Source organism: Archangium violaceum (genome assembly GCF_016887565.1).
Classification (GTDB): Bacteria; Myxococcota; Myxococcia; order Myxococcales; family Myxococcaceae; genus Archangium; species Archangium violaceum_B.
In genome coordinates this window covers 1,205,869-1,218,359 of the sequence record NZ_CP069396.1, presented here as the reverse complement: position 1 = coordinate 1,218,359, position 12,491 = coordinate 1,205,869, and the positions used below count along the sequence as shown (strand labels likewise).

At 69.9% G+C, this 12,491-nt stretch carries 11 protein-coding genes; 6 read left to right on the top strand and 5 right to left on the bottom strand.

Annotated elements, in window-relative coordinates:
- Positions 1–99: 99 nt before the first annotated feature.
- Genes JRI60_RS05205 through JRI60_RS05195 form a run of 3 tightly spaced genes read right to left on the bottom strand, consistent with a single transcriptional unit; the run spans position 100 to position 3,506 of the window.
- Positions 100–1,272, bottom strand: a complete 1,173-nt coding sequence (locus JRI60_RS05205) for an ABC transporter permease (protein WP_204224759.1) — start codon at positions 1,270–1,272, stop codon at positions 100–102.
- Positions 1,269–2,003: an ATP-binding cassette domain-containing protein gene (locus tag JRI60_RS05200; RefSeq protein ID WP_204224758.1), complete on the bottom strand. Its 735-nt coding sequence runs from the start codon at positions 2,001–2,003 to the stop codon at positions 1,269–1,271. Before JRI60_RS05200 ends, JRI60_RS05205 begins: the two co-directional genes overlap by 4 nt.
- A gap of 24 nt (positions 2,004–2,027) precedes the next feature.
- Positions 2,028–3,506, bottom strand: coding sequence for an alpha/beta hydrolase (locus JRI60_RS05195; RefSeq protein ID WP_430384366.1), 1,479 nt, complete (start codon positions 3,504–3,506; stop codon positions 2,028–2,030).
- Between the two features lie 168 nt (positions 3,507–3,674).
- On the opposite strand from JRI60_RS05195, the gene JRI60_RS05190 reads away from it, so the two are divergent.
- The 5 genes from JRI60_RS05190 to JRI60_RS05170 all read left to right on the top strand — a co-directional run bounded on the left by JRI60_RS05190 (position 3,675) and on the right by JRI60_RS05170 (position 6,703).
- Positions 3,675–4,520, top strand: a complete 846-nt coding sequence (locus JRI60_RS05190) for an LEA type 2 family protein (protein WP_204224757.1) — start codon at positions 3,675–3,677, stop codon at positions 4,518–4,520.
- A gap of 98 nt (positions 4,521–4,618) precedes the next feature.
- Positions 4,619–5,011: an aspartate 1-decarboxylase gene (gene panD / locus JRI60_RS05185; protein ID WP_204224756.1), complete on the top strand. Its 393-nt coding sequence runs from the start codon at positions 4,619–4,621 to the stop codon at positions 5,009–5,011.
- 110 nt (positions 5,012–5,121) lie between these two features.
- Positions 5,122–5,565: a hypothetical protein gene (locus tag JRI60_RS05180; protein ID WP_204224755.1), complete on the top strand. Its 444-nt coding sequence runs from the start codon at positions 5,122–5,124 to the stop codon at positions 5,563–5,565.
- Between the two features lie 16 nt (positions 5,566–5,581).
- A complete protein-coding gene (locus JRI60_RS05175; RefSeq protein ID WP_204224754.1) occupies positions 5,582–6,202 on the top strand; it encodes an EcsC family protein in 621 nt (206 codons plus the stop codon).
- Positions 6,203–6,703: a GGDEF domain-containing protein gene (locus tag JRI60_RS05170; protein WP_204224753.1), complete on the top strand. Its 501-nt coding sequence runs from the start codon at positions 6,203–6,205 to the stop codon at positions 6,701–6,703. It abuts the gene before it with no gap.
- A gap of 293 nt (positions 6,704–6,996) precedes the next feature.
- Here the strand turns inward: JRI60_RS05170 and JRI60_RS05165 are convergent, their stop codons facing one another.
- Positions 6,997–8,634, bottom strand: a complete 1,638-nt coding sequence (locus JRI60_RS05165; RefSeq protein WP_239470359.1) for a sigma-54-dependent Fis family transcriptional regulator — start codon at positions 8,632–8,634, stop codon at positions 6,997–6,999.
- Between the two features lie 214 nt (positions 8,635–8,848).
- On the opposite strand from JRI60_RS05165, the gene JRI60_RS05160 reads away from it, so the two are divergent.
- Positions 8,849–10,252 (top strand): FHA domain-containing protein, encoded by a 1,404-nt coding sequence (locus JRI60_RS05160; protein ID WP_204224752.1) that lies wholly within the window; start codon positions 8,849–8,851, stop codon positions 10,250–10,252.
- Positions 10,253–10,274: 22 nt separating this feature from the next.
- Here JRI60_RS05160 and JRI60_RS05155 read toward each other — a convergent pair whose 3' ends face one another.
- Positions 10,275–12,482 (bottom strand): patatin-like phospholipase family protein, encoded by a 2,208-nt coding sequence (locus JRI60_RS05155; RefSeq protein WP_204224751.1) that lies wholly within the window; start codon positions 12,480–12,482, stop codon positions 10,275–10,277.
- Positions 12,483–12,491: the final 9 nt, after the last annotated feature.

Genomic DNA, 12,491 nt, shown 5'->3' with positions numbered 1-12,491 from the left:
ACGGGAACAGCCCGGGGAGCGGATACCCTCACCCCGACCCTCTCCCAAAGGGAGAGGGAGGGGAGGGGAGCGGGGAGGGGGCGTAGAGAGAGTGGGAATTCATGAGCGGCCGAAGACGATTCGCTCGTCACTCAGCAGTCGGGCGATTTGCGTCAGGCAGAGCGCCGTCAGCACCAGGCAGCCCACCGTGCTCAGCACGAAGGGCAGCACCCCCAGGGACTCTCCCCTCATCAGCTCCGACACCAGCAACTGCTGCCCGAGTACCGGCACCCCGTACATCCACATCTTGCTCTGGATGGGAGAGAGCGCCAGCACCATGCCCGGCAGCGTGGGCAGCATCATCAACAGCTGCAGGTACGTCTGCGCCTCCTTGTACGAGCGCGCGAAGGTGGACACCAGCATCTGCGCCGCCGACGACAGCAGCGCCATCGGCACCACCGCACCCACCATCGCCAGCGCCGTCGCGGGTTCCAGGCTCACCTTCACGCCCAGGTCCTGCAGCGGTATCCGCTTCGCGACCACCGTGAACGCCACCGAGACCACTACCACCGTGATGCAGGAGAACACCGTGGTGGACAGCCACTTGCCCAGCACCAGCGTCCCGCGCTCCACCGGGTTGAGCAGCAGCGACTCCAGCGAGCCGCGCTCGCGCTCGCCCGCCATGGTGTCGATGGCCACGTTCAGCCCACCGATGAAGCAGGCCATCACCAGGAAGATGGGAATCATGTTGAGGATGCTCGCGGCCAGCCGCTCCGGCGTGGACAGGTCCACCTCCTCCACCCGCACGGGCATGGCCAGCTCCGGCGCCACCCCGCGCGCCAGCAGCCGCTGCGTCCCCAGGCTCCCCGAATACTGGTTCAGCAACGCCTGTGTCCGCTTGATGGTGGCGCGCGCCTTGTTGCGCGAGTTGTCCATCACCAGCTGCACCTTCGCCGAGCGCCCCGCCGCGAAGTCCTTCCCGTAGTCCTCGGGGACGATGAGCACCGCGTCCAGCGTGCCCGCCTGGATGCGCGACTCGTAGTCCGCCGGAGCCTCGGACAGCTTCGCCCCCGAGCGCTCCAGGTACGCCATCAGGCTCGGCGCGTTCGCCCTCCCCACCACGGGCAACTCCAGGGGCTTGTCCTGCCGGTTCCACGAGGCGATCACCGTGAACATCACCGCGAAGAGGATGGGCCCCACCAGCGAGCCCGCGAGCACGCTCGTCACCGAGCGCCGGTCGCGCAGGTGGTCCCTCATCTCCTTGCGAAACACCGCCGTCAGGAGCGCCTTCACTGCATCAACCCCTGGTCACTGCCGATGACCGTCACGAAAGCCTCCTCCAGGCTGTCCTTCCCCGTGCGCGAGCGCAGCTCGTCCGGGGTGCCCTCCGCCACCACCCTGCCCCGCGCCACCACCACGATGCGGTCGCACAGCGCCCCCACCTCCTGCATCACGTGGCTGGAGAACACCACGCAGTGCCCCTGCTCGCGCAGCCGGCGGATGAGCGTGCGCACCGCGCGCGTGCTCATCACGTCCAGGCCGTTGGTGGGCTCGTCCAACAGCACGTTGCGCGGCCCGTGCACCAGCGCCCGCGCCAGCGCCACCTTCATGCGCTCGCCCTGGCTGAAGCCCTCCGTGCGCCGGTCGGCGATCTCCTTCATCTCCAGCAGCTCCACCAGCTCGTCGATGCGCTTGTCCAGCGCGGCGCCCGACAGGCCGTGCAGCGTCCCCGCGTACTGGATGTGCTCACGGGCGGTGAGGCGCGGGTAGAGGCCGCGCGCGTCCGGCAGCACGCCGATGGCCCGGCGCACCTCCAGCGGGCGCTCGGCCACCTCCACTCCGTCCACCTTCGCGCTTCCCCGGTCCGGCCGGATGAGCGTGTAGAGCATCCGCAGCGTGGTCGTCTTGCCCGCGCCATTCGGCCCGAGCAGTCCCGTCACCACGCCATTCTCGGCGCGGAAGCTCACATCCTCCACCGCCGTCACCGCGCCGAAGCGCTTGTGCAGGTTCGTCACTTCGATCATGTCGTGTACTCAGAAGGCCAGCGCTCAGGGCACCGGGCCGGCGAAGGAGGTGAAGAAGGGCGGACGTTTGAGGCCCTCGCCGCACTTCGGCTCGAGCCCCTCCACGCTGCCTCGGGCCACGAAGTCCGCCATCAGCGCGCGCGCGCAGCCGATGGCACTCGTCCCGTGCCCCACTCCCGGCAACGTCACGTGCAGGCTGTGCGTCAGCGTGCGCTTCGCGTCCTCGGCCCACTCCGGAGGTGTCACCGGGTCCAGCTCACCCGATAGCAGCAGCACCGGCACGTCCGACTTCACGGGCTCGCGGTAGCCCTTCGGCACCTCGCCGCGCGGCCAGAAGGCGCACGGCTTGAGCATGTTGCGCAGCGCCGCCTCCCCCATCCAGGTGCCCTTCGTCTCGCGGGTGATGGCCTCGTCCGTGATGAGCGGCGCGTCCTCCGCGCACACCACCGACAGGAACATGCCGTGGCTCATGTTCCGGTTGAAGACGCTGCTCATGCTGTGGTGGATGGCCACCAGCGGCCTCCAGTCGCCCTGCGTCGCCCGGTCCAGCAGCAGCGGCACCAGCGACGTCGCCTCGGGCATGTACAGCAGCGCGCGCAGCACCCCTGCCAGGCCATCGCGCGTGATGGTGAGTTCCTCCGGCACTCCCGTGAGCGGGTGCTCCAGCTTCGTGTGCACCGGCGTCTGCTGTAACTGCGTCAGCAGCGACTCGAAGCGGCCCCGCAGGTCCGGGTAGCGCTTCGCGCACGCCGCGTCCTCCTCGCAGTTCGTGAAGAGCAGGTCCAGCGCGCGCTGGCTGTCCCTCGCCACGTAGAGGGGCAACAGCAGCGACATCGGCGCCACGCCCTCGAGAATGACGGTCCGCACGTGCTCCGGGTGCTGGCGCACGTACACCAGCGCCGCCCTCGTCCCGTACGAGACGCCATACAGGTTCAGCTTCTCGTAGCCGAGCGCCTCCCGCACCTCGTCCAGGTCGTCCATCGCGATGGGCGTCGTGTAGAGGCGCACGTCCGCGTCATAGCCGCCCAGGCACTTGCGGAACTCCTCCTCGTAGAACGTGTCGTCGAACTGCTTCGACAGCGGCGCGTCCGGTGGCACCGGGTCGCACTCGAGCGGCTTCGAGTCCCCCGTGCCTCGCTGGTCCACGAAGACCACGTCCCGGTTGCGCTGGATTCGCTCCAGGATGGGCATCATCTGCCCCGCCAGCTTCGCCGCCCCCTGCCCCGGGCCTCCCGCCAGCAGCACCAGCGGGTCCGCCTCCGGCGAGGACGCCAGCGCCGGCGCCACCACCACCTTCAGCGGCACCTTCCTCCCCTTCTTCGCGGCTCGGTCCTCCCACACCTCGTAGGTGCCACACAGGGCCTGTCGGCTCGCGCCCTCCAGCCGGCACGGTTTGAGGGCCACCTTCCGCGCCGGTCCCGCTTCCGCACTCCGTGTACAGGCGGAGAGGGACAGCAGGGCACACAGTACAGCGGGTAGGAGCCGGGATGCGGTTACCCTCACCCCGTCCCTCTCCCAGAGGGAGAGGGGTTGTTCACGCGGATCGTGCGTTTTCACGGTGTCCAAGACTTACCACCCCCGACGACTCCCACGCACCTGTCCTCCCGGTGGCCAGCCTGCCCCCAGAGCGGTTTGAATCTCTCCGCAGACCCTCCCGTCGCTGCTAAGCCCATGCCCATGAAGAAGACCCGCTCACTCCTCGTCCTCGCCACCGTCGCACTCGCCCTGCTCGCCGGCTGCGCCTCGCTCCAGCGCATGGCGAAGAACGCCTTCAAGAAACCCCGCCTCACCTTCAAGTCGGCGCGCCTCTCCCAGGCCTCGCTCTCCGATGCCACCGTCGACCTCACCTACCAGTTGGAGAACCCCAACCCCCTCGGGTTGAGCCTCGCGTCCATCGACTACGCCTTCTTCGTCGAGGACAAGCAGGTGGTGGCCGGCACCCCTCCCAAGGGCCTCAACATCGCCGCCCGCGGCAAGTCCGACCTCGTCTTCCCCGCCAACGTGAAGTTCGCCGACATCGTCCCCGTCGTGCAGACCTTCCTCAACAAGGACACCGCCCGCTACAAGGCCCAGGGCAGCGTCGGCATCCAGACCCCCATCGGCGTGCTGCGCTTCCCCCTCGAGCACGAGGGCGTCTTCGAGGTCCCCAAGGTTCCCCAGGTCCAGTTCGAATCCCCCCGCGTCTCCAACGTCACCCTCCAGGGCGCCACCGTGGAGTTCCCCCTCGTGGTGAAGAACCGCAACAGCTTCCCCCTCCCCGTGGGCGGCATCAGCGGCGCCCTCAAGGTCGCCGGCGCCAGTGTGGGCACCCTGTCCACCGGTGACCTCGGGCTGCTCGAGGCCGGCAGCACCCGCCAGCTCACCCTGCCCCTCAACATCAACTTCCTGCGCGCCGCCTCCGCCGCCACCGCGCTTCGCTCGGGCGGCAATGCCCAGGTGAAGCTCGAGGGCCAGCTGGTGTCCGGTGGGCAGAACGTCCCCCTGGACGTCTCTCAGCTCCTGAATTTCCGGCGATAACGGTGTTCGGCCGGGGAGCCGCCGGGCGGGCAAGCTCTTGAAGGTTGTTCCCCGGCGCTCCAACCGTTACGGTTGCGCGGCATTCTTCCGGGCTCCCCATGCGCCGAATCCTCTTCAAGTCGAAAATCCACCGTGCGACCGTCACCCAGGCCGATCTGGATTATGAGGGCTCGGTCACGATCGATCGCGATCTGCTGCGCGCCGCCGACATCCTCCCCTTCGAGAAGGTGGCGGTGTGGAACGTGACGCGCGGCACCCGCCTCGAGACGTATGCCCTCGAGGGTGATGCGGGCAGCGGCGTCATCTGCATCAACGGCGCGGCCGCGCACCTCAACAAGCCGGGCGACCTCGTCATCCTCGCCACCTTCGCCGAGGTGGAGGAGCACGAGGCCAGGGAGTGGAAGCCCACCGTCGTCTTCGTGGACGCGAAGAACCGCATCGTGCCGGGCCGGACGGAGGAGATTCCGGGTCCGGCGCGTCGCATCGCCTGAACGGCGGCGGACGCTCCCGCCCCCCAACCGCTTTACGCGCCCGCCCGGGCTTGCCATGTTCGTCCCCCTGTCGAGCAGGGGGGCGCCAAGGCCCCGGAGGCGAGGACGCGATGAAGTGGACGTGGGCATGCGGGGGCCTGCTGCTGGTGCTGGCGGGCTGTGGCACCCCTCGGGAGGCCTTCCGGCCCAACCCCAACGATGATGATCCGCTGGTGGGCTCCCTCCAGGTGGTGAAGGCCCCGCGCGTGGACCGGTGCGCGCAGCACGGTACCTCCTCGGTGCGCAGCCACTGTGACGAGGCGAAGTACCTGGCCACCGAGTACACGCGGCGGCTGTCGGTGGGCGACGAGGTGTGCCTGGATGGCGGCTACGGCGACGAGCCGGGGCAGGCCTGCCGCGCCCGGGCGGCGGTGATCGACACGGCGCCCAACCAGGTGAAGCTCGAGGTGCGTTCGGCCACGCCGGACTCGCGCTGGTTCAACGCGGAGATGCGTCACGCCTGGTACGAAGAGGGAGCACTGGTGGACCTGTACCTCGCCGAGCGGGGTTATTGAGGGGAGGGAGATACGCATGGCCTTCTTTGACCCGATTGCCGAAAAGGTGAAGCTGCTGTCGCCCACCGAGCTGAAGAAGCTGGCGGACACGAAGCTGTCGGACCTGGTCCAGCAGGAGGTGCCACGCGCGCGCAAGCGGGTGGCGGAGCTGGAGCAGCGCTACCCCTCGGCGAGCACGCGGGAGCGCGCCCAGCGGCTCATCGACGAGAAGAAGCACGTGGCGAGCATGGTGGGCGGCGTCAGCGGCGTCTTCGGACTGCTGGGCCTGCCGGCGGACCTGACCGTGATGGCGTGGCTGCAGCTCACGCTGCTCGTGGACCTGGCCACGCTCTACAAGGTGAACCTGAAGAGCGAGCGGGCGCGCAACGAGCTGTTGGACCTGTACGGCTACGCGACGGGCGTGGGTCCGGTACAGCGCTCGGGACCGCGGGTGCTGGGGAAGGTGGCCGAGGTGCTGCTGACGAAGGGCGGCCTGCACACGCTGGGGCGGGCGATGCCGCTGGTGGCCGCGCCGGTGACGGCGTACCTCAACAACCAGCACATCCAGAAGGTGGGAGACCACGCGGTGCGCTCCTACGAGGGCTTCGACAAGGCGCACGCCAAGACGAAGCAGGCCTCCTCGCGCAAGGCGAGCTGAGTGTTCGAGCGCGCCCCACAAATCTGTCCGCTGACGGGGGCGTACCTGCGCCCCTACTTCGAATCGCTGCTGGTCAAGGCGGTGTCGGACGCGCACGCGGCGCGCATGCCCCTGACGTTGCTCTGGGTGGACGCGGACGAGACCCAGGAAGGCAATGACACGCACGGCCGCGAGGCGATGGACGCGGCGCTGAGCGCGCTGGTGGACGAGCTCGCCGCGGAGCTGGACGGGCGCGGGCCCATCGGCCGCATGGAGGGAGACGCCTTCGCGGCGAGCCTCTACGCGGTGGCGCCGTACATGGGCGAGCGGCTGGCCCAGGGGCTGCGTCGCAGGCTCGCGGCACGCACCTTCCACTCGGGCGCGGGCGACTTCCACCTCACCGTCTCCGTGGGCGTGGCGGGACTGCGTCCCGGGGAGCCCTACGGCAACCTGCTCGAGGCGGCGGAGGCCACGTGCGTGCAGGCCAAGCAGGCCGGGCGCGACCGGGTGGTGGTCCGCTAGTGGAGTGTCCACGAAGTTCGTGGACCTGGCCGTGTTGCGCATGCTCCCTCTCCCTCTGGGAGAGGGCGGGGGGTGAGGGTCGTCACCCTCGTGTTCCTCGCCCGGCTTGCATCACGGCACGCAACTGCCCCCCTCGCCGTCCTCTGAGGACTCCCATGGGGTCATGCGCTCCAGGGGGAAGACCCTCACCCTAGCCCTCTCCCAGAGGGAGAGGGGACATCCACGGGCTCTCGGACTCTGTCCAAAGACTTTGTGGACACTCCACTAGCCGTCCCGCCGCGAGGCGCCCGCGCTCACTCGATGCCGAAGGTCTTCATCCGGGCCTTGAGGGTGTTGAGGGCCACTCCGAGCTCCGCCGCGGCCCGGGTCTTGTTTCCCTCGTGCTTCGCCAGGGCCTCCCGGATGTCCCGCTCGGTCAGGTCACCGGGGCGCTTACGCGCGGACGGAGGCAGCTCCACGCCGGGCAGGGTCGTCCTCGGCATGGCGGAGGAGAGCGGACCGCCAAACCCCAGCTCCCGCTGCTCCAGATAGGACGTCACCGCCTCCAGGGTGACGATGACGCGCTGGCGCTCGAGTCCCTCCAGCACGTGCTGCGCCGCCTCCCGGGCCACCACCGTCTTCACCGTCGACTCCAGCTCGCGAATCTGTCCCGGCCAGTCCGCCCTCTGCAGGAAGGCGATGGCATCCCGGGTGAGCTCGGCGTCGTACTGCTGCTCGACCTTGAGGCGGTGCAGGAAGGACTCCACCAGGTGGGGGATGTCCTCGCGCCGCTCCTCGAGCGTGGGGAGGATGATGAAGTCCCCCGCCGCCAGCCGCTGCGCCAGGTCCGGCCTCAGCCCCGTCTGCCGCAGCGGCACCTTGGACGCCGAGATGAGCCGGAAGCGCGGCGGCGGCTCGCGGAAGTCCGCGGGGGCCCCGAAGGGCGCGAAGCTGCCCGTGCCCTCCAGCACGTCCACGAGGAAGTCCTGCGCGATGCCCGGCAGGAACTCCACCTCGTCCAGGAAGAGCGTGCCCCCGTTCGCGCTGTAGAGCTTGCCCACCCGCGCGAAGGCCGCTCCGGTGAAGGCCCCCTTCACGTGCCCCAGCAGCTCGCTCGTCAGCGCCGCCGCGTCCTGCGGCAGCCGCCCGCAGTTGAGGATGACGAAGCTGCCGTCCAGCCCGCTCCGGCTGTGGATCTCCCGCGCGATGAACGTCTTGCCCGTGCCCGAGTCCCCTCGCAGGAACACCGGCAGGTGGTGGTGGGCGCACCGGTCGATGGCGCGCTCGAGCTGGACCGTGACGGCCGAGGCCGCCTGCTTCGCGCGAGGACCCGCCACCAGCCCCTGGGGCACCTCCGCCAACAGGGTGATGCGGCTCTTTCCGTTGCCGAGCAGCACCACGTCCCCCACCTCCAGCACCCAGTCGTGCGAGGGCCCCATGCGCTGGAAGTGCAGGCGCTCGTCCCCCGGCTCCCCCCCATCCCGCAGCCCCATGAAGCTCCCGTTCCTCGAGTTGAGATCCCTGTACACCCAGCGGTGGTCCTCGCGGAACGACAGGCGCCCGTGCTGCCGCGACACCGCGTCGTGGGGAAAGACGACCGTGGACTCGGGCGCCCGCCCGAACACGTACGACCGGTCCGGATACAGCGGCACCATCAGGTCCTCGATGCCCTCGCGCTGCACCAGGAGCGCCTTGGGCTCCAGATAGGTCGCGGCCCAGCTCCCCGGGAGCGACCGCGGCTCCTCGTCGCCCACCCCCGTCCGCGACTCACGCCCCAACCGCTCGTTGCGTGTGTCCGACAGCTCCCTCGTCTCGGAAGACACCGTCTGGGGGCGCTGCCCCTCGTCCACGGCCTGGACCGACTGAAAGGTCCTGCTGCGGGAAGGTCGGCCCAGGGGCGAGCGCCGCTCCTTTTCTGCTCCTTCGTGCGACTTGTCGTTCCGGCTCGCCATCCTGCCCCTTCAGTGTGTCCGTGGCGCTGCTGTCACGATTGATAGCAGTTTTGACAGTCTGCCGCCGGGGAGGCCGTCAGGACGAGGGTGGGAGGGGCGTCCAAGTGCCCGGAGCCACGGGGTCCGCGAAAAGACGTTCCGCTGGCACGGCTCGTGCTTTAGAGCAGCGCCGGCAAGCCGGATGGACCGGCCCCTCCTCCACCCAGGAGCACGCGTGTTCACCATCACTGTCGGTCTCATCGGAAAGCGGACCACGACGACGGGGACCCTGGCTTCGCGGGAGATCGCCATCGGGAGAGACCCCAAGAACGACCTCGTCCTCGAGAGTGGGAGCGTGTCACGCACCCATTGCCGGTTGGTGGCCATCGAGGGGGCCACCATCGTGCTGGACGAGGGCTCACGCAACGGCACCTGGCTCAACGGCCGGCCCGTCGCCCAACCCGCGGTCATGCGTTTCGAGGATGAATTGGTCATCGGACCCTACAAGCTGAAGGTGCAGTCACTCGTGGGCCGGGGCACGGCCGGTGCGCTGGAGTTCGTGACCAGCCGGCCACAGGTGCCCGCCGACACGGCTGGGTCCCCTTTCCCCCAGGAGCACACCATGGTGTTCGCGGGGCTGCCCTCCCTGGAGCATCGGCGTCAGGTCTTGCGCTGGCTCATGCGGGACGTGTCCTCCCCCAACCCCCGGATCCTCGAGCTGCTGCGGGCCGCCCTGAGGGATCCGGACGCCGAGCTGCGGATGACGGCGGTGCTGGCGGCCGCGTGCGTGCGTGCCCGCGAGGTGCTGCCGGAGCTCCAGGCGTTGGATGTCTCCACCCTGCTGGAAGAGGTGGATGAGCCTCGCGAGCGCCGCTTCTATGAGCAGCTCTGGCACGGGGTCATCCGGTACCTCCAGGAGCGCCGTCACCCAGGGGACTCCGTTCCCGGGAGGGATCCGCTCAACCCGCTGTGGCGCATGCTGTCCGGGGCCCTGGAGGTGACGGATGTGACGTCCCTGTTACTGCACTCGCTCACCACGCCGCTGGAGCCGGGCACGGGGCCCGAGCAGCTGCCGGTCGGGGTGGTGGAGCAGGAAGGCCGCTACGTGCTGCGCCAGTCGGGAATGCCCTTGCGGTGGGTGGCGCCCGTCGACCACTGGGTGGGCGCCAATCCCGTGCGCCGGGTGCGCTCCGAGGGCTTCTTCGTCGCCCAGGTTCCCATGGATCGCCCTCTGGCGGCCTGGGTGGGTAACCCCCTACCCATCCGTGTCGTGCCGGACTACGAGCAGGTGTGGCTCGGTTCCTACCAGGAGGCGGAGCGGCTGTGCGCCGCGCTCTCGCACATCGAGGGGGTGTCCATCCGTCTGCCCACCGCGGACGAGTGGGAGATGGCGGCCCGTGGGCCGGATGGGCGGCGCTACCCGTGGGGAAATCTGCCCCAGTTGGACTGGGAGAAGCACGCCTCGCCGTGGGGAGTGGAGCACCTGGTGGGAGACGTGCCCGAATGGACGTTCGATCCGAGGACCTCCTCGCAGCTGCTGCGGGGAGGCGTGGAGGCTCGGACGTGGGTGCGGCACGTGGTGCACCCGGACGAGGACGAGTTCGCCGCGGCGCTGCGGTTCGTCATTCCGGGCGTCTGAGCGGGGCCGGGGTGCCCCCCGGCTAAGGCGTCAGCAGCTCCCGCCCGCCGGGGCACAGGGCGAGCATCCGGGCCCGCTCCCGTGCCTCGGGGTCGGCGGTGAGCCACTCACGCACCGAGGCCACCCGCGTCCGCATCGTCTGGCTGTCCGCCGCGTGCTGAAGCTGCTGCCGGTCATGCTCCGTCAGCGCCCAGCTCAGCGGCGCCGCCTCGCTGAACTCGAAGATGGCCGTGGTGAAGAAGCACGGCTCGCTCGCGTTCAGCTCGTCCTGCACCAGGCCCAGCAGCTCGTCGTTGCGGAACGACATGCTCGACTCGCGCGCCCGCAGCACCGCCTCCAGCGGCGACGTCAGCCCGCCCAGGAAGTCGCCGCCGGCCTTCGCCTGCAGCTTCGTACGCCGGCCGTTGCCCAGGTGGTCACGAATCTGGATGAGCACCACACCCGAGGTGCACTCGCGCAGCCACTCGCGGTGGGCGTGCAGCCACATCGCCGACAGGTCCACCCCGTAGTTGTCGTAGTAGCCCGCGTCCACCACGCGCACCTGGGGCGAGGTGGGCAACGCGCTCGCGGGGCTCACGTACGGGAAGGACGCGCTCATCCGCGCCGCCGCCGCCACCGAGAACGCCGGCTGCTTCCGGGGGAAGAGCTGGAAGAGCTGCACCCCCGACACCGACAGCCGCGCCTTCTGGCCCTCGCGCGGCTCGTCACCATTGCGCTCCACCACCAGCGTGCTCGCCTCCGGTGAGGTCAGCGCCGACAGGTCCAGGTTGCTCACCAGCAGCCGCCGCCCGTCCTCCACCAGCATCGGCGAGTACACCAGCGATGGCAGCCAGCCCTCGGACTCGCCTCCGCGCAGCGACGCGAAGGAGCGCTCCAGCAGACCCTTCGTGTGCTTCCCCCAGGCGTGTTCCACCGCCCGCCCGCGGTTCTCGCCGAAGGGCAGCATCAGCGCGATGGACGCCGCCGAGAGGCTGTCCTCCTCCATCATCGTGACGAGCGACACCCAGTCCGGCAGGCCGCCGCGCTCCAGCCCCGCCACCCACGTGCCCGCCCCCACCATTCCCCCCGAGGCCCCGGTGACGAGGCGCACGTAGCGGTGGAAGCCCGGCACGCCCTCCTCGCCCCCCAGCTTCGAGAGCACGTGCGCCGTCCACGCCGCCGCGCGGATGCCGCCTCCGCTCGTCGCCACCAGCGCGAGCCGGGGCTTCGGCCCGGGTGCACAGCGCGGCACCATCTGTCCCGACGCGGGCTGCGTCTCCCCCTGCGTGGGCCACGCCACACCCGGTGGAGGCTCGGCGCGCATTCGCGCCAGCCAGGCGTTCAGCGCCTCGTCGTCGCCCAGCAACCCCGCGTCACGCGGAAGCGCGAGGCTCGTCTCCGCGTACACCGGCGGCTCGGGCTGGGTCAGCTCGTCGTAGAGCGAGAGGTCCGAGCACCCCCGCATGCCGAACACGCCCAGCACTCCCGCGAGAATGAGCGCTCCCGCGTGCCGCACGGGGAAGAAGAAATGGACGGCGCCATAGAGGGCACCACACAGGCCGATCGCCACGCAGATGACCACGGCCGGCGACACCCACCCCCGGTAACCCGTGAGCGCCACGTGCGCGGCCACGAGCAGATAGCCCACGAGGAAGAACACCAGCAGCCCGGCCTGCAGCACGTGCAGCACCACGATGTTGGTCGAGTGCCGGCGGAAGAACGTCACCTCGATGCGCCGCAGCCAGCGGTGGCGCTGCCGGTCCGACGCGTACCAGTGCTGCAACCGCTCGGCGCCGCGCGTGAGCAGCAGCATCACGCCCACCGCGGCCAGCACGCCGAAGAGGAAGGCGAAGTGCCGGTCGATGAAGCACGGCATGCAGAGCGCCACCAGCCACGCCGGATAGACGCCCGTGCGGAAGAGGTACCAGCGGATGGTGGGTGGCACCCCACCCGGCTTGCCCCTCCGAGGCGCCAGCGCCCACGGCTCGTCCGCGTCCAGCAGGTAGCCGATGAAGCACAGCTGCCCGAGCAGCATCGCCGCCATGAAGGCCGCGATGAACGTCACCCGGGGCACGTCGTTCAAGAAGAGGCTCGGCAGCCCCAGTTCGCTGCCCGCGCCCCAGACGATGCACACCGGCAGCGCCTGGAGGACGGGCAGCACCGGGCCACGGCCCAGCCACTCCAGCAACGGGCGCAGCGGCTGCACCGTCTCGCCTCGCCACCAGGACCGGACCCGTTCCAACCACGCCATGACCTGGAG